Origin of the sequence: Rheinheimera pacifica (assembly GCF_900108485.1) — a bacterium.
GTDB lineage: Bacteria > Pseudomonadota > Gammaproteobacteria > Enterobacterales > Alteromonadaceae > Alishewanella > Alishewanella pacifica.
In genome coordinates, this window is record NZ_FNXF01000001.1 from 286,555 (window position 1) to 309,933 (window position 23,379).

Consider the following 23,379-nt stretch of genomic DNA (forward strand, 5'->3'; position numbering starts at 1 on the left):
GCTTAATATGTTGTTAAAAACGCAGCTTTGGCTGCGTTTTTTGTTTATATGGCAAAAAATAGTAATTTTTATATAACAATTAGGTTGAACACTGCTTTTTTTATTGTTTTAACTAAACTAGGTATGGCGTGCCTGCGTAATGTCCGGTACGGCACAAAGCGTTGCCAGCTGTTTTAACTCATTCCGCCGTGGAGATCGTCCAAATGTTTTTTAATAAAAATAAAGAAAAGCAAGATGTTATCAGCGCAGCGGTAAAAGCTTTGGAAGCACAGGCTCACAGTATTTCGAATTCATGTGCCGTTATTTATTTTTCGCCGTCTGGCGAAATACTCAAAGCCAGCCCGCTGTTTCTCAATTGTGTTGGTTACAGCATGGATGAAATCCAGGGGCGCCATCACAAAACGTTATGCCCAAGGGAACTGGTTGAATCTGCCGAATACCGGCAGTTTTGGGCCGATCTGGCAAAAGGACAGCCTAAACGGGGCCTGTTCAGACGCAAGCATAAAAATGGTACCGATATCTGGCTTGAAGCAACGTATATTCCCACCATTGAAAATGGTCAGGTTGTTGAGGTGATGAAAATTGCCAATGATGTGACTGCAGCACACGAAAAATCAGTCAGTAATTCGGCTTTTATTAATGCTGTAGAGCGTGCAAACGCGGTAATAGAATTTACCCCTGACGGTACTATCCTTACAGCAAATGATAATTTTATCAATGCGTTGGGGTATCGAAGCCTTAGTGATATCCGCGGTAAACACCATAGAATTTTTTGTGCACCAGAGTTTTACCATGATAACCCGACATTCTGGCAGGATCTGGAAAACGGCCAGGTAAAAAACGGTTTATTCCGCCGCGTAAGCAGCCAGGGTAATTCGGTATGGATTGAAGCAACTTACAACCCGGTGTTTGATCATGCCGGTAAAGTCATTAAAGTGGTTAAGATAGCCAACGACATTACCCAACGGATGGAGCGGCAGCTGGCTATTCAAAAAGCGGCAGAGCTGGCTCACAGCACCTCGGTAGAAACTGCGCAGGTGTCAGAGCGGGGCGCCAGCATTTTAAAACAAAATTTGCGCAACTCAGAAAAAGTGTCGCAGGATATCAAACAATTAGCCGGGCTGGTGGAAGAGTTAAATATTCAGTCAGGTGAAATCTCTAAAATTGTCACTACGATAAAATCTATTGCTGATCAAACCAACCTGCTGGCGTTAAATGCCGCCATTGAAGCAGCCCGCGCGGGCGAGCATGGCAGAGGCTTTGCGGTAGTAGCCGATGAAGTAAGAACGTTGGCAAGCCGCACTACCAAGTCGACTGAAGAAATAAACCAGATGGTGAGTAAAAACAATCAACTGGTAACGCAGGGGCGGGGCAGCATGTTGCAGGTTACTGAGCAGGCAGATAAAAATGCAGATCTAATTACAGAGGCGGCCAGCATTATTGATGAAATACTCAAAGGCGCCGACTATGTATCGCATGTTGTTGGCGATTTGGTTAACTCAAACAGGTAACAGGTTACACAGGCTAAGAGTAGCGCAGGTTAGAGAGGCTTACTTGCCGGCGCTATGGGTTTTTTTCAGTGTGCTGATAAGATTAACCGCCAATGCCCTGCCTTCGTCGGTCAGGCTATGGTAATGCTTAAGCAACAAAGCTAATTGCGCGTCTACTGCAGTAGCCGACGGGTTGTAGTTGTTGCTTTGCTCCATTACCTGAGTATGGTTTTGTGCTTCGGCACTTTGGTACAGGGCCGACACCTGCGTATCCAGGGCGTGGGCGATAGCTTCCAGTAAATCCAGCGACGGGCGCTGCTCGTCCCGCTCTATGCGTGATAAATTTCCGGCATCAGTTTCTGCTGCATAAGCAACATCCTCCAGGGTTTTCCCTAGCAGTTTTCTTCTATGTCTCAATATGTTGCCAATTTTCATCTCAGCGATTCTCGGTGCATTGGCATCGATGCACAAAGCGGTTGCTGCAAAATTAACTTGATAAATTTGCGTAATGCGCAATAATGTGAAAAAAACGTAAAAGCAAAGAGTGTTGTTGGCGGCATATTTGCTCTTGGCACCCAATAACATACAGGGAGATCTCTGTGATGAACCGTAATGTTAACGCAAAGTCGGTAGCGCATATCGTGTTTAGTGAGAAAACCGTGCACGGTGACAATATTCCTTGTGCTTACATTGACTTACGAAACCCAACTGAATGTATTCTGGAGCAGGATAAAACCGGGATCTGGCTGACTTTGGCCATTAAAGCAGAGCTGATGGACGAGCTGGCTTTAGCCTGGTGCCAGCAGCGTAAGTTTACCTGTAGTGATGCCGGGCAACCAGACAACATAAAAGCGTAAATTGCATAGTGCTGGTATGGTAAAGAGCTTTTTAAACCGCATTACAGGCCGCAGCTTTCATGGCGGGCCAGATGCCCACAGGCGTTTTAACTATAAAGTGCTGTTAGATAAAGACTTACTGACGTTTTGTATTCCGTGCACCAGCCCGATGGCGTTTCCGGTGTTGTTTCCTTACCAAACGCCCGGCTGGTTTGAGTTATATACCGATCAGCGGCAGCAGCATCGTTTTGTCTGTATAAACCAGCAACAATATTGGTACAGCGGGCACTTTTTAAGAACCCGCGGCGAGCCGCTGGGGCAGCTAATGCTATCGATCTGGCTAAAACAGGTTACAGAGGGGAAAAGCATTGCACGACATAATATTGAGCGCTTAGGCCATTATCTGAGCGGCCAGGGTAAAGATTCAAGCAGTTATATTTTTGGTAGTTCTGCGCAGTTAAATACCGCTTTGCAACAGTATCATACCAACAGACGCAGCAATACATTAACTGCCGCCCAAAGGCAGGACTACGCCGCCACAAGGCATAAAACAATACTCCCGCAGTGCTATAGTGTTAAAAGCTTTGGCAGCCAGCCATGGCTGCATTACACGCACGCCAGCCGGGCTTTTACCCGGCAGTATCACTACTATTGTTACCCGTTGTCAGAGCAGTTTTACTTAAAAATCCGTTTTGCGTACAAAGCAAATTTACCGGCTTATTTTCACTACTGGCATGCCAACGCCCGGGCGGCACAGCAAAGCATTATGCAAAGCGTAAAGCTTAGACTGCATGATGTGTGACTTTGCAAAATACGCTAGGATACGCCCCTGACAGCAACTTTACCGACAGATACTGTTCTGTAACCGGGTTTTGAAGAGATTTATTAAGGACGTAATATGGACAACAGCGCGCTTTATATCGCTCTGGAAAATGCAGTGCCGGGCTTTGTCGCGGCCAATGTCGTAACACCCGGGGTAGATGAGCGGCAGGGTATCTATAAAGAATTGTTTTGGCTGGATGCGCTGCTGGGGGAAGATTTTCATTGTTATGTTGAATGGAAAGAGTTTGATCCCTGGGCTTTGGCTAATATGAATAAGTTGGTACCGATCCGTCAGGCCGGAATAACGCTGGTAACAGACAGCTTATACGATAAACACGGAGCTCCGCTTGGCGAGTTAAATTATTACGACGACGGGGGTTTCTTTCTGCCGGTTTTGCAGCAGCAACTGCAAACTGCCAATTTGCAACTGCTGGAAATTTGTACCATACAAAATGGTAAGCCTTACCTGCAGGAAAACCCACGCTTTATTTGCATCACTACCGACCCGGATAAAGTGGCGCAACTGCAACATTGCTTACAGCATAAAGGGCTTGTTCTTGTTGGTTGAACCAAAGGTTAATACAGGTAAGCGGCACGGGATAAGAAAAACAAAAATAGTTTGAGCAATCACTTTAAACAGTGTTTTAGTTACCTGTTATCTGCTTAACAAGCACACCGGCGGTGTAAGGCTGCTGTGGCGTTATTCACATTTTTCTCTGTTTAAGAAAATTCAAACACTGGCACCGGTTTAGCCGGTCTGGCAGCTTGCTGGCAGCAAAATCAGCGTATTGAATTCAAAGTGAACTGGTCTATCTTGTTGGTGGAGTTGTAATTAGCCTGACGGAAAGGGCGGCAGAATAATAACGATAATCTTAGCAAGAACCCTGTTTCAGCAGAGAAAAGACGAGGACAACCCAAATGAAAAAATCTACCCTGCTTTTACTGGCGGGCCTGTTTAGCGGCGCTGCACAGGCCGATGTGGGCGGCTACCCGGTGGTACTGGTACACGGTTTTCAGCCGGATAATTTAGCCAGCCGGCCTACCGGCAGCCAGGTAAGCAATAATGGTGCAGAGTATTGGGCGCAGTACTGGCGCGACCGCGCCGATGTGCGTATTGACTGGCCATCGCAAGAGCGGGTGGCCGGTAAAATTGCCAGTGATTATGTCTGGCCTAAGCTGCAGCAAATGGCCCAAAACAGCACCTGCGCCAATGGCTGTATTTTTGTGTCGCACTCTACCGGTGATTTAGTTACCCGCTACATTATTGATAACCAGGCGCTGTGGCTGCAAAACGCGGGCTTACAACCGCTGAATATTGTCGCGACGTTTGATTTTGCCGGTGCTGGTGGCGGGGTAGAGCTGGCCGATTTAGCAGTCAATGTTGCCGGTGGCTCCGGTCTGATTGATGGCGCGCTGCGGCTGGCCATATCTTTGTGGCTGGGGCAAATACCGTCGCCGTCTAACGTTGGTGTGTTAAACGATTTACGGGTAAACACCGCCCGCCAGTTAGCAGCTTTCCCCGACAGCCGGGTGCCGCGCTTACGTTTTGTTGGCGCCGGATCTGACTTTTTAGGCGCCACCGGTGCATTTTTGCCAGGTGAGGATGACGGCGTAGTGGCCAGCCATTCCAGCTGCGGTGCGGCCAGCGCAGGCAGTTTTAATAGTTGTTCACGCAGCGTGACGTTTGATGGCAAGCTGACATCGGTTAGCGGGCCAACCAGCTTTATGCCGTACCATTACCCGATGTTAATGAGCGAAGGCTACAGCCACAGCGATGTTATTGCCAATAGCGCCACTGATGAAGTCACTGCCGCCAGCAACAGCGTTAATTACCTTAATGGCGAGCGGCTGCAATTTAATACTTATGACGAAAACCGTGGCTGGTGGGTGTTTAGCTCGCGTTATCGCATAGTGCGTAACTCTGATAACACCAGTATGTCGGCGCTGGTGTATCAGGCGGCGAACTAGCGTAAATGAAAAAGTGGTTATTATTATGCCTGCCAGTATTGCTGGCAGGCTTATGGTTTTTCTGGCCGCAACCGGTAACGGTAGTGCCAAAAACAGCGCCGCAAATTACAACGCTGCCAGCAGCTGCCGTTAAGCCAGCTAATACGCCGGCAGCTAAGCAGCAGCAAATTAACATAACAGAAAAAATACCCCAGCCGGTAAGCGAAAGCTTTAAATTACTGGCCAGCGTTTATGCTGCTGAGCTGGAGTTGCCGCCGTATTCCCGGCCGCTAAGCGCGGATGATGAACACCTGCTGGCGCCAAACCGCTATATCCCGCAAACCGTGCCCCTTGAGGGCGGTGCCAGCGCAACGATAGTGCTGCCAAAATTCCGTTTTAGCTACCCCGAGGCGATACCGGTAACGCTGCAGGTAAGTGGTATTCAGGTGTCGGATGTCATTGTGGCGCTAAGTGCGGAAGGCACGGCAGCAGTAGTGGCCACAGAAGAAATGCGCGGTACACCCGCTAACTGGTCGGCTACTTTTAATGCAGAGGCCGACTGGAACGGCGCTTTTGAAATCAGTGTGAGCTTTAGCGCCAACGGCCAACAACAAGTGTTGAAAACCGGTATTGAATACAGCCACCCGGTAGCCACGATCACCGGTGTGGGCGACAGCCGTGGCGTGGGCAGTGATATGCTGATCCCGGTAAAAATAGACGTACAGCAGGCCGGTTACTACCGCTTACGCGCTAATTTATTTACTGAAAAACGCCAGCCATTGGCCTTGTTAACCGGCAACGCAAAACTAAGCGAAGGGCAGGGGGAAATAACATTGCGGGCTTTTAAAGCGGTGCTGCAACAGCAAAGCGGGCCTTATATTTTAGGTACCTTTGTATTGGAGAAACGCCCAGCCGTGCCCGGCGAGCTAACCCAATATGGCGACAGTGAAAAAGCAGAATATCAGCTGGATTATTTTGCGTTAAGCCAGCTAAGTGACGAACCCTGGCAGCCCGATGCTGAAGAGCTGCAACGCCTGCAGTTTTTACAGCAAATGGCCGGGCAGCAATAACGCATTCAGGGCCGGTGTTTGCCTAGCTTGCGCTGCAAGGTGCGCCGGTGCATCCCCAACAATTCTGCGGTGCGGCTGATATTACCGCCGTGCTCGGCCAGTACACGGTGAATATGTTCCCATTCCAGTTGCTCGGGCGATAACAGTGTGGCAGTGTCAGTGGCTGTGCCGCTTTGCGCCTTGCCGGTTATGGCTTGTTCCAGTTGTAAAAAATCGACCGGCTTGGTCAGGTAGTCGTCGGCCCCTAATTTTACTGCCTGCACCGCATTGGCAATGCTGGCATAACCGGTAAGCAAAATAATACGGCATTGCGGTAATGCGGCTCTAAGCGGGGCAATAAAGCTTAAGCCCGACTGGCTGGCAAAGCGTAAATCCAGCAAATAGGCCTGCGCTTGTTGGGCAATTAACTGCTCTGCGGTGATGGCATCGGCGTAAGTAGTAACACTAAAACCGCGCTGGCCAAAGCGCCGGGCCAGGGCACCAAGCAATACGCTGTCATCATCGACAATAACCAGGTGCATTAGTAGTGCTCAACTTTCGGCCGCGGAATATCAATCCGCGTTAGCGTGCCGTTATCCAGGTTGCGCCGGCGCACTGTACCACCCAGCCGTTCAATAGACACATTGGCCAAAAACTGACCAATACCCAGGCCCTGCTCACTTTGCTGTGGCAACTTACCCAGCTCGGCCAGGCGGTTGTCGGATAAGCCCTCACCAAAATCATAAATACTAACGCTAAAACCACTGTCCTGCAGGGCAATCGCCACCTTTAGCTCAGCGCAACCATTGGCCACGCTGGCATCGGCGGCGTTATCCAGAATATTAATCAGCGCCGCACCAAAGCCCTGGCTGTCGGCCAGGGTAAAGTCAGCAGCGGTAATGGTTTTATCAATAGCTAAACCAATATCGGGCCGGCTGTTCAGCCAGCGGTCTATATGCTGCTCTGTCAGCGGGAGCAGTGGCTGTGGCGCATCGTCGCGGCGTAAACTGCCAGCGTCCTGGCGTAGTTGCTGCACAATTTGCTGGCAGCGGTTTAACTGCAGGCGTAAATCGGTTAACGCCGGGTTGCTGTTATCATCGGCAATTTCGTCGCAGAGCAAATTCATTGTTTGAATCGGGCTGGCTAAATCATGGGCGGCATTGGCGGCAAAGGTGGCCAGCGCCAGCATGTGTTCATGGCGCACCTGTTGTTGTTGCAGCTCACTGATTTTACGTGACTTTAGCCGGATTAAATTTGCCTGGGCATTAATAAACCAGCTGATCAGAACGGCCGACAAAGCAAACGCCCACCACATTTGCAGCATATGCTGGTTAAAAGCACTGCCATCAGCGCTGCTATGTATATGGTTGTGCTGGGCTTGCTCTGCCTGTTGCAGCAGTTGATCTACATCGGGAATGGTTAAATCGCCAATCAGCAACAGCAGGCTGTAAGCCATGATGGCCAGCATGGCGATAATATAACAAACCCGGCCCGGCAGCATGACTGCTGCAACCGCCACCGGCAGCAATAACAACGCCACCAGGCCGTTACTTACGCCGCCGCTTAATAACAGCAAGCAGCCCAGCAGCAATACGTCCAGGCAGCAGCTAATGGCATAAATACGCGCCAGATGGCTTTGTGCACCGGCAAACAGCCTGGGAATAACATTGGTAGAAATGTGCGTAAGTAGTAACAGCCAAATCAGCGGCCAGGAGCTGACAGGGTAGTCAAACAGCCAGCCGGCCACCGCTGCGGTTGCTTCAAAGCCAATAAGCCCCCAGCGAAAATTAGCAAATTGCTGCAGCTGGTGGCGCGGTGATAATTCGGTTGAGATAATCAGTTTTTGGGCCATAGCTTTACATCGGCTTCAGATAAAAAGACGGCTGCCAGGCAGCCGTTTGCAAAATGTCAGAAAAGACTAAACCATTGCAGCGGTAATGTCATGTCTGAGCTTTTAGTGTAACCCCACCAACAGTTTACGTCGCTGTGGCAAATTGTCGCAGCTGTTCATCTGTTTTTAATCTGAGTGCGGCGTTATGTTCATGTTTGGCAGAGGTTGCTATTCAGGTTTAGGCGTTAAAGTTATTTGCAGTTAATAACAACCTTGCGTACCTAAACCAATATGGAATACCTGTCATGCTGAAAAAGACCTTAGTTACTGTATCGATGCTGCTGTGCGTTACCGCGGGCGGCACTGTGTTTGCCACTCCGGTAGTAAACAACAATATTACTGAAGCAGAAGTAAAAGCAGCCCAACAAGCCTGGGGCCAAGCCTTAATCAATATTAGCGTTGCCTACAGCACTGGTGGACAGGCGCAGGCAGAAAAAGTAGCGCGTCAGGTACTGGATGCAGCCTATGGTTACAATTTAGGTGCGGTATTGTTTAAGCCCACGCTGGCCAATGGAAAGCAGACCTTCCGCACTGATTACGATGGTGCCCTGGCTTATTTTGTCGGCGGAAACAAAACCTACGCCAATGACAGTGGCTTTGCCTTAAAGGGCTGGCACGGGTATGACTTCACCAATGCAGGTGTATACATTAACGGAGATTTAGCCCTGACGATGGGGCATGTTATGTTGACTGATAAAGCAGGCAAGGTAACCACGGTCGATAAAACCTGGGGCTTCAAAAAAGACGAACAGGGCGCATTACGCATTGTATTGCACCACTCATCTTTGCCTTACAGCCAATAAGGTTTCCAACAAGATTTACACCTATTGCCCAACCCAACCTTGGCTGGTAACGCAACACAGTTACCAGCCCTTTTTAAGGTTCCTGCAGGCAGTAACCCAGTCCTCGTCGGGTGTGCAGTAGTTTGACCTCAAAGGGGTCGTCGATTTTTTTTCTCAGTCTGGCCATATAAACATCAACGATGTTGGTAAGCGGGTCTTCGTTCATTCCCCACACATTGGTAAGAATACGCTCACGGCTGTATACCTTACCGCTGTTGTTCATTAACAGTTCCAGTATGCCCAGCTCTTTGGCGGTAAGCGTAAGCTTAGTGTCAGCACGCTGTACCGTCATACTGTCCAGATCAAGCTGTAAATCGGCTATTTGAAGTCGTCTGGCTGGCGCAACTGACACGCTCCTTTTACCTAAAGCTTCGATACGTGCCAGTAACTCTTCAAAATGAAAAGGTTTACCAAGGTAATCGTCGGCACCGGCGCGTAGCCCCTTAACCCGCTCGTCAACTTCTGATAGCGCAGACAAAATCAGAATACGGCTGTTTACCTTCTGGCTGCGTAACTGCTGGCATAACGTTAAGCCGTCGGTCTGCGGCAGCATCCTGTCCAACACGATCACATCAGGTTCAAATTGACTGACAATGTCAAAAATAGCTGTGCCTGAGTCTTGCAACAAGGTGAGGTAGCCTTCCGCTTTAAGACCTCGGGATAAAAAGCTGCCAACTTTTTCATCGTCTTCAATGATCAGTATTTTCATCTTCATTTCCACTAAAGTGAGGTAGGCATATCGTTACGGTGCAACCTGCAGATCCGTTAGCAGTAAGGCTGATAGTACCGTCGTGAGCTTCAATTATTGCCCTGGCGATACACAGGCCAACACCCAGGCCGTCCGGGCGGACCAGGCGTGCTGCAGTGCCGCGATAATGGCGTTGAAATAACTGCGGTATATCTTCCGGTTGCAAGCCTATACCCTGGTCGGTCAATTGCAGTTGCAGCTCGCTCTGATCTGCGCTAATAGTCAGCCTAAGGCATTTATGCTGGCTGGAGTAATGTTGGGCGTTGTCGGTAATAATGCGTAGCACAGCCGCAAATTTTTCTGTGTCCAGCAATAGCCAATGCTCAGACGGCAAAGCGGTTGCCGGGCTTTGCTCCAGCACAAAACCCTTGGCCAGATAGTGTTGCACGGTGTCGATGGCCATTTGGCTGAAATCATTCAGCAGTATAGGTTTCAGGTTAACCTGCAACAGGCATTCTTCGCCGCGGGCCAGAAACAACAAATCATCAATACGCCGGTTAAGCTGGTTACTTGCCGCCAGAATACGCGCGAAGGCGTCTTTGTATTCAGTAATGTCTTTGTCTTTGCCGCGTAGGCTTATTTCGGCCTCGCCCTGAATGCTGGTTGCCGGGGTACGTAACTCATGGCTGATATCGGTTAACAGCTGTTTTTGCCGTTGCTCAGCGTGATGTAACTGGGTTAGCGCATTCTGTAGCTCGCTGGTGCGTGCCTGCACCCGTTGTTCGATAGCTTGCTGGTTTTTCTTTTCCTGCTCGGCATAGGCAAAAATATAGCCCGACATTAAATTAAACTGGCGGGCCAGTTCGGCAAACTCTGCAGAGCCATGTTCGGCAATACGGTGCGCAAAATTACCTTGTTGCAGCTGTTTGGTGCCGCTAAGCAAATGTTGTAATGGAGCGCTTAACGCCCGTGACAGGTAAATAGCCAGCCACAAGGTCAGCAGGATGGCGATGATGCTGATCACCGCAAGCGCCCATTTAACTACAGACAGGGCATTGAGAGCATCGCGTTCAGTGAGTTCAGCGCGTTGTTTTTGTTGCAAAATCGCTTGTTGCAGCAGTTCAGCTAAGTCGGTGTCCTGAAAGGTATCAAACAGGGCAATTAGAATGCGCCAACGCTCGGCATCATCTCGGTAAAGCGCGATCTCCCGGGTTTTCAGCGCCCGCTCCAGCGTTTGTAAATTGCTTTGTAACAGCGAAATCACTTTTACTTGTGCCATGGTGTGTTGTAAGTCTGCTTCGCTGGTACTGTATAGCTGGTCTCGAATCGCCAGTTGATCAAGATTCTTTAACTGCTGCTGCATACGGGATGACAAGGTATCGCGAAAATCGGTATTGGCATTTTCGGTAAGCAGATATTCCGCCAACCAGACTTTAAGCCGCTGCTTGTCGGCACGCAGTGCAAAAAATTCAGCCAGCTTTTGATTGGCAATACGGTTACGTTCGGTATGAAATTCCGAGTTTTGGTGTGCCCAAAAGCTGATGCCTGACTGCAGCAGTACCACAGCCAATAAAATGCACAGCGAGACAATCAGTTTACGTTGGTACATAAGCCTGGCTTAGTTGTAACGGCATGTCAGCGCAGTATATGCGGTTAAAAGTGCTGAAGCATGAAAATAACGTTAACATTACCAGGATCACACCGGGCATAAAGCCGGTGTCCCGGTTTTATTAATTCTAACGTCGGCGCAGGCGCATAGCAAAGCCCATTGCTGTCATTGTTAGTAAAAGGTATTGCTTGGGAAATGCAGCAAATTGGCATGGCGAGCCCTTGCGCCTGCTGGCGCAAGGGTGTTCCGGCAGGCGTTATGGGTTTTGTGGCTGCTCTGGTGGCAGGCTGGTGCTGGCTTCGGCGTCTTGCTGTGGGCTGGCCAGCGTGGCCTGATCTGAGGTAACCGGCATGGCGCGTGATTGCTGGTTAATCTGGTAAATTTGCTCAGTGTTGGATAAATCCTGCTGGTTTTTAATGCTGGCAATGGTTTCGCGATCAGACAGGAAGCCCTGAATATCGTCCAGTATTGCCTGCAGTTCTTGCGGGTTGTCCTGCATTTCCAGAATATGCCGTGGGTGTTCGACATTTTTGGCACCGCTGTCGGCAAAGGTGCTGCTCATAATACGTGAGGTAATAATCCACGGTGTTAGTGATGAGCGCATAACGTAGTTTTCTGACGCAGTAGAATCGTAAATGCCCTTACCTGTGGTCAGCTTGCTCTGGGTGTAGGTGCCTTCGCATTTTAAATACACCAGTAAGGAGTCAAAATTCAGCTCGGCCCAGAAGGTGTGGCTGTAGGTTTCGAGTAGGCGGCCAAAGCTGTGGCAAATAAGCCAGCTGAAAATCAGGCTTAAAACAAACTGGCTTTCATTAAACAGGTTAACAGCAAAGCTTTGTGTTACCGCATCAGACGGGCGGGCCAGTGCGCTGTATTCCCGGATCAGCTGCAGCACGGTTTCGGCCTCAAACAATAAGTAAAACAGAATAAAAGGCCCGATTAGCAGCAATACCTGGCCGCTAATGGTGGCCAGTAGCCGCAATTGCTTAAACAGCGCGCTGTGTTCCATCGGGGCATAAGCGGGTTGGGTTTCTATAATCACTTCGCCGCTAAAATCGCCTTTGCTTTCCGATTGCTCATTTAACTGCGGGTTTAGCTCGCGGTAGATCCGGTTAGGTATTTCTTTGTAGCGCCGGTTAGCCATAACAATATTGTCGATATTAACAAACAGCTCGCGCGGGTGAATATTTTCCTGCCAGTTGGCGCGGTATTCCGATACTTTGGTTTGTGCCTTTACCTGGGCAGTACGTTGTTTTAACAGTAAAAAGATAAAAGTGCCGCTAATGGCGGCAAATAGCAGCACCAGTAATAACTGCGGTGCTACGGCAAAACTTTCCAGCTCAGACTGCTGTAATTCAGCCACAAACTGCTGAATGTCACGCTGTTGCAGCAGATAGCTGATTAATAAACCCAGCAGCACCGGCGCCAGTATGGCAAAGGCCATAATTTTGGCCAGTTGCAGGTTGCCCTGGGTTTCAATGGTTTTTTCGGCTTTACGGTACACCGTACTGGCACTGCGCCAGCTGATAATTAAATACACCACCAGCACAAACGAGAAAAACGGCAGCAGAATGTCGCCGGTGTTACCAGCCAGGCCGGTTAAGCAAACAAAGGCAGTTAACGCATAAGCTACCAGTGCAATAGCGGTGGCAATTAAGGCGCCGGAAAAACGTTGTGCCAGATTACGCAGCGGGTAGGGCAGAAAAATAAGTTTTGGCACCAGCGTGTGCACCAGGCGGGAGATAAAACCGACCGGCTCAACGAAGGTTTTGTTTTTGCGGCCCATCAGCATTTCTTCTAAGTCGACGCTTTTATAATGCGGCTGTTCCAGCTTGGCGGTTTCACGTTCGGATTTACTGTAATTCGGTGCCAGTGACGTAGGTACACTGCGGCCAACAAAGAAGCGCAGCATCTGAAAAATACCGCCGCCCAGCGCGCGTAAACCGCCAGCCAGCAACATAAAACCAATGGCGGCATAAAACCAGGCCAGGGCTTTGTCCTGCTGTACCAGGCTAACGACTTGCAGCAGCGGGTAAATACCAAGCAAACTGACCACTAAACCCCGTACTGCCCGCAGCAAGCCTTCGGCTTTAAACGGGTTACGGATCCCTAACGACTCACTACCATAATCATAAGCCATGGTTACTTCCTTTTATAAATCAGTTTGTTGAAAAAGAGACTATCTTGCCTGACGGCGACTTTTTTGCAATGCTTCGCCGGTTAGTTTTAGCCCAAAATGCGTTTGAGTGCGAGTTAATTATACGATGCGCCGGTTAAGTGCTGGTAGCTTGGGTTAAGTGGCTGGTAAAAAGAAAAAAGGGTGCCCGGTAAACGCAGCACCCGCCAGGAAAAACTAGTTTAAAAATTCAGCGATTTGCTCTGCCACAGCGCTAATGCCCACCACGCCATCAAGATGGCCCCAAATGCCGGGTATTTCCGCATAGTGCGGTATATTACCGCCAGCTGTCATGGCGGCAGCGCTGTGCTGGCTTAAGGCCGGTGGCAGCAGTAAATCACCGCTGGCCGGTAAAAACAGCGTTTTGGCTTTTACCCGGCTAAGGGCCTGTTGCCAGTTATCGCCCATGCCGGCACGCCATAATTGCGATGCGCGTACTAAATACAATATATGGTTGGCGTCCTGATATTCTGCCCGCACTTTGGCGTGTTGCAGCAGCTGATCCCAGGCAGAAAATGTTGCTTTTATGTCTTGCAAAGGGGCTTTATCCAGCTCAGGAGCCGGGTAACGCTGGTTAAAACCGGTAGGGTGCAGCGCATCCTGGGTAATATATGCCAGCGCGGTGCTTAGCCCTTGTATGGGCTGGCCTTTGTCATAGTAGTTGCCGTTATGCCAGTTTGGATCGGTTTTTATCGGATAAGCCCAGCGCTCCAGTTTTACTGCGGCGTAGGCGTCGATATAAGCACTGCCGATAACCGGTATTAGACGCTCAACTCTGTCGGGGTAGCGCACTGCCCATTCAATGGCCTGAAACGAGCCCATCGACGGACCGATAACCGCATGCAATTTGCCAATGCCCAGGCTGTCGAGCAGGGCTTTTTGCACCTCAACAAAATCACCAATAGTGACCACCGGAAAGCTTAACGCATAGGGTTTACCGGTAGCCGGGTTGATGGTGGCCGGGCCTGTGGTAATCACGTTGGGGTCAAATACATTGGCGTTTACCAGTGTATCGCTGCTGATCACGTAAAACTTATTGGTGTCTATCGCTTTACCGGGGCCGATAATAGCGTCCCAGTAACCGGAATTGCTGTCGTCTTTATGGTATTTACCGGCAGCATGGCTGGTGCCGGAGAAAAAATGGGTAATTAAGATAACATTAGATTTATCGGCATTAAGCTGGCCATAAGCTTCCCAGCCAATATTTACCTGCGCAATAGTGTGGCCGTTTTCTGTGCTGAAGTTGTCCAGTGTAAAGCGCTGCTTTTGCACCAGCATGGCGTGCGCGCCGGCTGATACAAAAACGCAGCAGAGTAAAATAAGCCTGATAAACATGGTGTTACCTCCGGTTAAAACCACTGAAACAGCGCTATGGCCAGCATAGTGCCCAGCACCGGCATCAGTACGCTGACAACCGCAACCGGCCAGTAAGCATTTTGATGTGTTTCACCACAGATAGCACGGATGGTGGTAACCACATAGCCGTTATGCGGCAGAGAATCGAGCGCGCCGGATGAAATAGCCACCACGCGGTGCAGTTGTTCGGGGTCTACGCCGCGATCCAGATAATGCGGCGCAATTTCCGGCAGGGCAATAACCTGGCCGCCGGAAGCCGAACCGGTTAACCCGGCTATGGCACTTACAGCCACGGCAGCACCCAACAGCTCGGGCCCGGGCAGGTGTGTCATGTAATCTACCACGCTGCTAAATGCCGGTGTTAGCTTGGCTACTGCACCAAAACCGACTACGGCGGCAGTATTACCAATGGCCAGCAGGGCACCCAGTACACCTTCGTTGGTGGCGGCTGCCGGGTTGGATAAAAAGCGGAAATTCAATAAATACAACGTGATTACACCACCGGCCAAAGCAATAATTAACGCGGCTTGCTGCAGGCTGTCGTGCAGCAAAAAAGAGGTTAGCAGTACCACCAGTAACGGCAGCAAACCGGTTAGCCAGTGTGGTAAGGGTTTATCACTTAATAGCGGGTCGCTGCTGCGGGCAGTAAACTGTTCGCCTTTGCGCATAGCTGATTTAATCATCCACATCAGCGTAAAGTAACCACCAACTGCCATAAACAGCGCCACAATAATACTTACCTGCCAGCCGGCGTAAGGTGTGGTGCCAAGATAGGGGATAGGGATCCAGTTTTGTATTTCCGGTGAGCCGGCCGATGTCATGGTAAAGGTAACCGAGCCCAGCGCCAGTGCGGCCGGAATAAAACGCCGTGGCAGGTTAGCGCCTTTAAACAGACTGACTGCCATAGGGTAAGCAGAAAACGCCACCACAAATAAGCTGACGCCACCATAGGTTAATACCGCACATGCCAGTACTATAGCCAGCACCGCGCGGGTATGACCCAGCCGTTTAACAATTGCCAGTGCTACGGCGTCTGCAGCGCCGGTGTGCTCCATTAATTTGCCAAAGATAGAGCCTAATAAAAACATCAGAAACCAGGCGGCAACAAAGCCGGCAAAGCCAGACATATAACCGTGGACAAAATCGGCTTTATCGGCCAGCTGCCAGAACGGAATACCATTGGTTATTGCTACCAGCAATGCGCACAGGGGGGCGGTAATAAACAGGTTAAAGCCGCGCATCGTCAGTACTATCAGCAGGCCAAGCCCGGCCAGCAATCCGATAAGACTCAACATCTTGTTATCCTTATTATCAGTTTCAGTTAGTCTGATACAGGACAGCGGGCATCACCATAGTACTAAGGTACAGGTTAAAAATTCTGCGTTTAGGCCTACAGTAAAGCTGCATAAATAATTACAAGATGATGTGAAATCAAACAGCAGGAGAGCCAAGATGGCCAATAACTATAATAGCGATGCACAGCACAAGTTTAGCCGTACCCTACTTAAACCCAGTTTAGTTGCACTGGCGATCAGCAGCTGTTTTGCCACTGGCGCGATGGCTCAGGAAACGGCCACTGAGGCCGATGCTGAAATTAAACTGGAGCGCATTGAAGTTACCGCCCGGCGCACCATCGAGAATTTGCAGACAGTGCCGGTTGCGGTAACTTCACTGGGTGAAGAAGAGCTGGCCCAGCGTGGTATGGACAACATTACTGCCGTGGCGCAGTTTTCACCTAACACCACACTGCAGGTATCGCGCGGCACCAACAGCACCCTTACCGCTTATATCCGTGGTATTGGCCAGCAAGATCCGCTGTGGGGCTTTGAACCCGGCGTAGGTATTTATATTGATGACGTATACATGGCGCGGCCACAAGGCGCAGCACTGGATGTATACGACGTTGAACGGATAGAAGTGCTGCGTGGCCCGCAGGGTACATTGTATGGCCGTAATACCATTGGTGGCGCGGTAAAATATGTTACCAAACAACTGACCGGCGATAACGAATTTGCAGTGCGCGGCACTGTAGGCACAAAAAACCAGCGCGATTTGAAAATTTCCGGCCAGACCGGCCTGACTGACAATGTGTTTATCAGCGGTGCTTTTGCCACCTTTAACCGTGACGGTTTTGGTAAGTTTTTAAACACTGGCGATGATAACTACAACAAAGAGCTGATGACAGGCCGGGTAAGCCTGCAGTGGAATGTTACCGATAGTTTTAGCATGCTGCTAAACGCGGATAAAACGGTAGATGATTCCAACCCGCGTGGAGGTTTTAGGCTGTTTCCCAGCGCACTGGCGCCAACAGATGCTGTGCCTGGCAGTGTGTATGATGCCAATATCAGCATGCCGGTAACCAATAAGGTAGAAACGGAAGGCCAATCAATTACCATGACGCTGGATTTGTCTGATAACTGGACACTTAAGTCGGTTACTGCGCGGCGTGAAGGGGTAACCGATACCCATATCGACTTTGACTCTACCAGCTTTCCAACGCTCGATATTCCGGCGTTTTATGAAGACACCCAGGTATCGCAAGAACTGCAGCTGTTATACAGCGACGATAAACTCAAAGTTGCATCTGGCCTGTATTACTACGACGGCGAAGCCTGCGGCGCTTTTGGCCAGGTGGTTTATGGCTTAAGCACTACCGAAAACGGCGGTTGTGTGCAAACCGACAGCATTGCCGCTTATGCCCAGGGCACTTATCAGCTGGATGACAAATGGTCGTTAACCTTTGGTGGCCGTTACACCAAGGATGATAAAGACGCCAACGTATACCGCTATGTTTATGCCGGTTATAAGTTCCCACGTGACACTGACGGCGTTTACCTGTCTACCCAGACCGAATTTAGCGGCAGTGAAAGTTTCAGCCATTTCTCGCCACGTGTGGGCGCAGAATATCAGTACAGCCGTGATCTGATGCTATATGGCAGCTACACCAACGGCTTTAAATCCGGTGGTTTTGATATGCGCGCCAACCAGGCCATTAACCCCGATGCCGACGAGCCGTATCAGGAAGAAACCGTTGATACCTATGAACTGGGTATGAAAAGCGAGTGGTTTAATCAGCGTTTACGCTTAAATGCCGCGGTGTTTATGTCGTCTTACGATGATATGCAGGTTACCGTACAGCGCTCGGTGGAAACTGCGCCCGGCGTGGTAACGGTAGCATCACAGGTATTAAATGCTGCCAGCGCGGATATTAACGGCGTAGAGCTTGAGGCACAGTTTGCGGTAAGCCGTAATTTTGATGTAAGCATGATTGTCGGTTACGTTGATGCCAGCTTTAATAAAGTGGAATTTTTTGACCCGAACCAGCAGCAGGTTGTTGATGTGTCCGATGTTTGGGCTTTTGCCAACACACCTGAACTGACAGCGACACTGGCCGGTAAGTACAGTATTGCGACTGAAATCGGTGAGTTTGTTATTACGGCCAATATGGCGCACCGCAGCGAAACCCAAATCTTTGAAGTACCGTCAGTGCTGGATTACGGCGGTTACACCGTGTTTAATGCCGGCGTGAACTGGTATTCAAATGATGGCCACTGGGATGTGTCGCTGCAGGGTAAAAACCTGGGTGACAAACAAGCGCGTATTGCCGGTTATAACTTTGCCGGTGCAGTGCTGGATAACTCGGTACTGGGGTTCTATATTGACCCACGCACCGTTAGCCTGAGCGTTGGTTACCGTTTTTAATTAACAAAGTGCTTGCCGGGGCGAAAGCCCCGGTACATTATGGGCCAAAAGGCTCTGAACCGGATTTATGATTGCTTTAATTGCTGACGACCACCCGCTGTTTCGCGTAGCGTTATCGCAGGCTTGCGCCAATATTCTTGGCAGTGACGCCCTGCTGCTGCAGGCGCAAAATATGCAACAACTCTGGCCCTTACTAAGGGCACACCCTGATACCAACTTTATTTTTCTCGACTTAAAAATGCCCGGCTCAGATGGCTTTACCGGCTTAAGCGCACTACGCACCGAATACCCAGACGTACCGGTTATTATGGTGTCGGCAGAAGAAAACCCGGTAATTATCCGTCAGGCACTAACATTGGGGGCTGCCGCTTATATTCCCAAATCAGCGCCGCTGGAGCTGTTATCGGAAGCCATAGCGGCAGTATTAAACGGCGACAGCTGGCTGCCTGCCGAACTTGAGCAGGATGTGCGTAATGCCAAACCGCTTATTGATGAAGATTTCGCCCACCGCCTGGAACAACTTACCCCGCAGCAGTTTCGTGTACTTAAGATGATTGCCGACGGCCTGCTGAATAAGCAAATCGCTTATGAGATGAACGTGCAGGAAACCACCATTAAGCAGCATGTATCAGCCATTTTGCGTAAGCTTAACGTTAATAACCGCACCCTGGCCGGTATTATGTTTGAAAAACTGAAACTGCCGGAGAGTGTTTAACGCAATAAACGCTGGAACAGCTTTTTCAGCGCTACCGGTTTTAACGGCTTGAGTAAAAAGTAATAACCGGCGTTTAACGCTGTTTCGCGAATGTGTTCATTGTGATCCGCCGAATGAATAATCACCGGTACATTAACGGCGAAATGTGCCGCCAGTTGTCCGGCAACTTCTACGCCGGTGGCGTTATTGTCCAGATGATAATCAAACAGCAGCAAATCGGGTTTCAGGCCTTGTTGCAACGCCTGCAGGGCTTCGGCCGGCTGGCCGATGGCGGTAACGGCAATATTCCAGCTACGCAGCAGCTCTGCTACCGCTGAACGTAACTGGGGTTCGTTATCCAGCAGTAATACTGTTTTACCGGCAAAGCTGGCGCTGATCTCATGCTGGGTTTTAGCGGCAATAAGTGCCACCGGCGCCTGAGTAACCGGTACTGTCAGGCTAAAACAACTGCCTTTGCCCGGCACCGATTGCAGTGTTAACGGGTGGCCTAAAATAGTGCTGATGCGCCGAGCTATTGCCAGGCCCAGCCCGAGGCCTTTTTGATCCTGCTGTTCACCTTGCTGAAACTCTTCAAAAATACGTTGTTGATCTTGTATCGCAATGCCGACACCGGTATCAATAACACAAATTTGCACATCGCTGCCGCGCCGCTTTACCCCCAATAATACTTTGCCGCTTTGGGTGTAACGTATGGCATTAGATAACAGGTTTTGCACCACCCGCTTTAGTAGTTTACGGTCGGTACTTACTGCCAGTTTTGATGGCCGGTAGTGTAGCGACAGGCCTTTTTCCTGCGCCAGAACGCTGGCGTCTTTGGCGATGTCATCCAGCAGCGCTTGTATACTGACCGGCTGGTGATGTGCGCTGATCACGCCCGAATCAAGTTTAGTCAGTTCCAGTATGGCACCAAGCAACTCTTCGGCAGAATTTAATGAGCTGATCAGGTTCTGGCTCAGCTGTTTAAGCTCCGGCTCGGTTTGTTTGTCGCGCAGCAGACTGGCAAACAGGGCTGAGGCATTAAACGGCTGCATTAAGTCATGGCTGGCGGCGGCAAAGAATCGGGTTTTTGCCTGCGTAGCGGCTTCAATTTTTTGCTGTGCCTGCTGCAACTGCTGGTTAAGTTGTTGCAGGGCGTGGGTGCGCTCTGTTACGCGCTGCTCTAATTGCTGCTGGGTGTCGATAAAAGCACTGACATCGCTGTAAGTGGTAACAAAACCTCCGCCGGGCAGGGGGTTACCCTGCATTTCCAGTACGCGGCCATCCTGTTGGCGGCGCTGAAATTTATAGGCGCTGCCTTGCTTTAAGTAGCTAAGCCGTTTGTTAATTTCGGCTTCTATGTCGTGGCTGTCGATCAGGCCGCGCTGCAGGTTAAAGCGAATAACATCGGCTACCGGCCGGCCCACTTCAACCAGGGCCGGCGGGTAGCTGAACATATCAATATAGCGCTGGTTCCAGGCGATCAGGCGCAAATCGGCATCTACTACGCTGATGCCCTGGCTGATATTGTCGATGGTGGATCGCAGCAGCGCCTGATTAAACTGAAATACCTGGCTGGCTTCGTCAACAAAACGGGCAACCGATTCCAGTGGCAGCGCGGCATGGCGGCCACTGGCTTCCATAATCAGCCGCATAGAGGCACCACCTACTACGGCAGCTAAACTGCGTTCGGCGGCTTGCAGCAGATTAGCCGGTGCCAGTTGCTGCAGCTCGTGCGGGTCTTTTAAATTACGTTGCAGCAGGCGGCGGGCTTCTTTTTCTCCGGCAAAGCGTTTTACCAGCAGGTAGCAATCCTGCACGCTGAGGTTAAGTGGCCTGGCGTTATGCTGGGTCAGTTGGGTACGTAAAAAGCGGCCGCTTTCCAGCCATTCGCCCACCCGGGTGGTGCTAAAATGGCTTACCATTAGCACTAACAAACAATTTACTGTCAGGCTTACCAGCACGCCGAGGCTAATCATGTCGATATTTAAGCCCAGCAGTTTTTGCGGTGCCAGCAGGCCGATACCAAAAGGCCCTTGCGTTAACCACTGATTGCCCAGTAAACCAGCCCGGCTAAGTTCAGGCAGTAAAATAATATAAGCCCATACCAGTGCACCGCCGCACAAGCCGGCAATAGCGCCCTGACGGTTAATATTGCGGCTGAGCAAGCCAAGGATCAGCGCCGGGGCCAGTTGTGCTACCAGGGCAAAGGCGGTTAAACCCAGCTGAGCCAGGCCGGTTTCGGTGCCAATCCAGCGGTAATACACATAACCCAGCGCCATTACTGCCAGCATGGCAATACGGCGCAGTGTGGAAATTTTGATATGGCCGGCCGCCGCCTGGCGTGCCGGTGTGCGGTAAAGCAGCGGTGCCAGCAGTTCGTTGGTGATCATAATGCCCAGTACCACAGTGGCCACTACCACCATACTGGTCGCGGCAGAAAAACCACCCAGATAAGCCAGTAGGGCGATATCAGTACGCTGTGCCGCCAGGGGCAGTTGCAGTACTACCAGATCGATATTGGCATTGCTGCCCAGCAACATCACGCCGGCCAGCGCCAGCGGCAGGGTAAACATACCCATTAACAGCAGATAAAGCGGAAAAATCCAGCGTGCGCTACGTAAATGCCCCAGATGCTGGTTTTCTACAAAGGTAACGTGAAACTGCCGTGGCAAACATAAGGTAGCGGCAAAACCCAGCAATACGTGCAGCCAGTAGGTATGGGCGGGCAGGGCTTGTTGCTGCACCTGTTGCACTGCCGGGCTGAGCGCAGCCAGTTGGAATATCTGGCCGATACCGTCGTACATGCCCCAAAACACAAAAGCGCCAATGGCCAGTAGCGCCAGCAATTTAACCAGCGATTCAAAGGCGATGGCGGTCATCAGGCCGGGGTTGGGCTGGTGGGCTTTGGCACTTTTGCTGACAAACAACAGGGCAAATACCGCCATCCATAAGCTGACATAAAGGCCGGTATCGCTGTACCAGGCCAGGCCGGGCGCGCTGCCAACCAGCGTATTAATGCTGGTAGATACCGCATGCAGCTGCAGCGCAATATAGGGTACCGTAGACATGAGCAGAATAAGTGTGGTGATCACTGCCAGGCTGCGCGAATGGCCAAAACGGGTAGCGATAAAGTCGGCAACCGAGGTGATACGGTAACGGCGGCAGGCAATAGCGATGCGGGCAATAAGCTTAAAGCCGAACCAGAACAGGATAAAAGAACCAATATAAGTAGGGGGCATCCACCAGCCGTTTACGGCAGCTTGTGCGGTAACACCATAAAATGCCCAGGACGTACAGTAAATAGACAGCGCAAAGCTGAACACCCAAGGTGCCAGCGGGTGTTTACTGTTAATACGTCTGCCAAAGCGGCCCACGCTGAACAAAATTAACAGGTAAACCAACGAAAGCGCAGCTATGGTACCAAGCCCAATGCTGCTGCCGTTTAGCATCATAAGTTCAGGCGCTGTCATCAGATAACATAATGTACGGATTGTGCCCGAGTTTTCAGCGCCGGGCTAGCGTGCTGTCCAGCCGCCATCCAGCACCAGGGTTTGCGCTGTCATATGCCGTGCGGCCTCACTACATAAAAAGGCGGCAGTGGCGGCAATTTCATCAACACCAATAAAAGCTTTTTGTGGCATAGGCGCCAGCATGATCTGCTCTATTACCTGCTGTTCGGTCAGGTTATGCTCTTTCGCCTGCGCCGCAATTTGTTGTTCTACCAGAGGGGTTTTTACATAAGCCGGGCAAACAGTATTAATAGTAAAGTTGATGTCGGCGTTTTCCAGCGCCACCACTTTACTAAAACCGAGTAAACCATGCTTGGCAGCAACATAAGCCGATTTAAATGGCGATGCGACCAGCGCATGGATAGAGCCAATATTAATAATGCGGCCAAAATTACGCTCACGCATGCCAGGCAGCATGGCGCGGCTTAGCATGGCCGGGCCGGTAAGCATGACATTAAGCAATAGCTGCCATTTTTCCGGCGGAAAATCTTCCAGCCTGGCAACATGCTGAATGCCGGCATTGTTAATCAGTACATCTGCCGGGTACTTAGCCGCACAGCTGGCTATTGAGGCCGCATCGGTAACATCAAGCACGATGCCTTCTGCAGCAAAACCCTGTTGTTGAAGCTCTGCCACTTTGTTGTCGATACTGCTTTGCTGCAGATCGGCAAGAATAACCTTGTGGCCCTGGGCTGCGAAATGGCTGGCAATGGCAAAACCTATACCGCCGGTACCGCCTGTTACAAGAACCTGCATGCTGTTTACTCC

19 protein-coding genes are annotated in these 23,379 nt (G+C 50.5%); 9 read left to right on the forward strand and 10 right to left on the reverse strand.

The features are described from left to right. Window positions 1-203 precede the first annotated feature (203 nt). The gene (locus tag BLW68_RS21525; protein ID WP_092789373.1) at window positions 204-1,511 is read left to right on the forward strand and encodes a methyl-accepting chemotaxis protein; all 1,308 of its coding nucleotides are present in this window, start codon (window positions 204-206) and stop codon (window positions 1,509-1,511) included. A 39-nt stretch (window positions 1,512-1,550) separates the two neighbouring features. On the opposite strand, the gene BLW68_RS01300 is transcribed toward BLW68_RS21525, so the two are convergent. Next, on the reverse strand, window positions 1,551-1,907 hold the full coding sequence (locus tag BLW68_RS01300) for a helix-turn-helix domain-containing protein (protein ID WP_218141272.1): 357 nt from the start codon (window positions 1,905-1,907) through the stop codon (window positions 1,551-1,553). A 182-nt stretch (window positions 1,908-2,089) separates the two neighbouring features. On the opposite strand from BLW68_RS01300, the gene BLW68_RS01305 reads away from it, so the two are divergent. From BLW68_RS01305 to BLW68_RS01325, 5 genes are all read left to right on the forward strand, one after another. Further along, window positions 2,090-2,347: a hypothetical protein gene (locus BLW68_RS01305; RefSeq protein ID WP_143039909.1), complete on the forward strand. Its 258-nt coding sequence runs from the start codon at window positions 2,090-2,092 to the stop codon at window positions 2,345-2,347. A 16-nt stretch (window positions 2,348-2,363) separates the two neighbouring features. Beyond that, window positions 2,364-3,128, forward strand: a complete 765-nt coding sequence (locus tag BLW68_RS01310) for a hypothetical protein (protein WP_092789377.1) — start codon at window positions 2,364-2,366, stop codon at window positions 3,126-3,128. A 96-nt stretch (window positions 3,129-3,224) separates the two neighbouring features. Continuing rightward, window positions 3,225-3,716, forward strand: coding sequence for a hypothetical protein (locus BLW68_RS01315; RefSeq protein WP_177172122.1), 492 nt, complete (start codon window positions 3,225-3,227; stop codon window positions 3,714-3,716). Between the two features lie 350 nt (window positions 3,717-4,066). After that, the gene (locus BLW68_RS01320) at window positions 4,067-5,116 is read left to right on the forward strand and encodes a hypothetical protein (RefSeq protein WP_092789379.1); all 1,050 of its coding nucleotides are present in this window, start codon (window positions 4,067-4,069) and stop codon (window positions 5,114-5,116) included. A 5-nt stretch (window positions 5,117-5,121) separates the two neighbouring features. Then, the gene (locus BLW68_RS01325; RefSeq protein ID WP_092789381.1) at window positions 5,122-6,165 is read left to right on the forward strand and encodes a hypothetical protein; all 1,044 of its coding nucleotides are present in this window, start codon (window positions 5,122-5,124) and stop codon (window positions 6,163-6,165) included. Between the two features lie 5 nt (window positions 6,166-6,170). Here the strand turns inward: BLW68_RS01325 and BLW68_RS01330 are convergent, their stop codons facing one another. Together BLW68_RS01330 and BLW68_RS01335 are read right to left on the reverse strand one after the other, a co-directional pair. Next, the gene (locus tag BLW68_RS01330) at window positions 6,171-6,686 is read right to left on the reverse strand and encodes a response regulator transcription factor (protein ID WP_092789383.1); all 516 of its coding nucleotides are present in this window, start codon (window positions 6,684-6,686) and stop codon (window positions 6,171-6,173) included. Next, the gene (locus tag BLW68_RS01335) at window positions 6,686-7,996 is read right to left on the reverse strand and encodes a sensor histidine kinase (RefSeq protein WP_092789386.1); all 1,311 of its coding nucleotides are present in this window, start codon (window positions 7,994-7,996) and stop codon (window positions 6,686-6,688) included. Before BLW68_RS01335 ends, BLW68_RS01330 begins: the two co-directional genes overlap by 1 nt. A gap of 284 nt (window positions 7,997-8,280) precedes the next feature. Between BLW68_RS01335 and BLW68_RS01340 the strand changes: the two genes are divergently transcribed. Then, window positions 8,281-8,838: a phosphoribosyl-AMP cyclohydrolase gene (locus tag BLW68_RS01340; protein WP_177172123.1), complete on the forward strand. Its 558-nt coding sequence runs from the start codon at window positions 8,281-8,283 to the stop codon at window positions 8,836-8,838. 73 nt (window positions 8,839-8,911) lie between these two features. Here the strand turns inward: BLW68_RS01340 and BLW68_RS01345 are convergent, their stop codons facing one another. The 5 genes from BLW68_RS01345 to BLW68_RS01365 form a co-directional block, all read right to left on the reverse strand. After that, on the reverse strand, window positions 8,912-9,586 hold the full coding sequence (locus BLW68_RS01345) for a response regulator transcription factor (protein ID WP_092789387.1): 675 nt from the start codon (window positions 9,584-9,586) through the stop codon (window positions 8,912-8,914). Continuing rightward, window positions 9,567-11,174, reverse strand: coding sequence for a sensor histidine kinase (locus tag BLW68_RS01350; protein WP_092789389.1), 1,608 nt, complete (start codon window positions 11,172-11,174; stop codon window positions 9,567-9,569). The genes BLW68_RS01345 and BLW68_RS01350 overlap by 20 nt, the downstream gene beginning before the upstream one ends. 256 nt (window positions 11,175-11,430) lie before the next feature. Continuing rightward, window positions 11,431-13,314, reverse strand: a complete 1,884-nt coding sequence (locus tag BLW68_RS01355) for a hypothetical protein (protein ID WP_092789390.1) — start codon at window positions 13,312-13,314, stop codon at window positions 11,431-11,433. 213 nt (window positions 13,315-13,527) lie between these two features. Then, the gene (locus BLW68_RS01360) at window positions 13,528-14,685 is read right to left on the reverse strand and encodes an E22 family MetX-like putative esterase (RefSeq protein WP_092789392.1); all 1,158 of its coding nucleotides are present in this window, start codon (window positions 14,683-14,685) and stop codon (window positions 13,528-13,530) included. Between the two features lie 14 nt (window positions 14,686-14,699). Then, window positions 14,700-16,001, reverse strand: a complete 1,302-nt coding sequence (locus BLW68_RS01365) for a GntP family permease (protein WP_092789394.1) — start codon at window positions 15,999-16,001, stop codon at window positions 14,700-14,702. 157 nt (window positions 16,002-16,158) lie between these two features. On the opposite strand from BLW68_RS01365, the gene BLW68_RS01370 reads away from it, so the two are divergent. Together BLW68_RS01370 and BLW68_RS01375 are read left to right on the forward strand one after the other, a co-directional pair. Continuing rightward, window positions 16,159-18,408, forward strand: a complete 2,250-nt coding sequence (locus tag BLW68_RS01370; protein ID WP_092789396.1) for a TonB-dependent receptor — start codon at window positions 16,159-16,161, stop codon at window positions 18,406-18,408. 67 nt (window positions 18,409-18,475) lie between these two features. Then, the gene (locus BLW68_RS01375) at window positions 18,476-19,123 is read left to right on the forward strand and encodes a response regulator transcription factor (RefSeq protein WP_068228126.1); all 648 of its coding nucleotides are present in this window, start codon (window positions 18,476-18,478) and stop codon (window positions 19,121-19,123) included. Here BLW68_RS01375 and BLW68_RS01380 read toward each other — a convergent pair. Further along, on the reverse strand, window positions 19,120-22,572 hold the full coding sequence (locus tag BLW68_RS01380) for a PAS domain-containing hybrid sensor histidine kinase/response regulator (protein ID WP_245728249.1): 3,453 nt from the start codon (window positions 22,570-22,572) through the stop codon (window positions 19,120-19,122). The genes BLW68_RS01375 and BLW68_RS01380 overlap by 4 nt on opposite strands. A gap of 45 nt (window positions 22,573-22,617) precedes the next feature. Then, window positions 22,618-23,367, reverse strand: coding sequence for a 3-hydroxybutyrate dehydrogenase (locus BLW68_RS01385; protein ID WP_092789400.1), 750 nt, complete (start codon window positions 23,365-23,367; stop codon window positions 22,618-22,620). Window positions 23,368-23,379 lie beyond the last annotated feature (12 nt).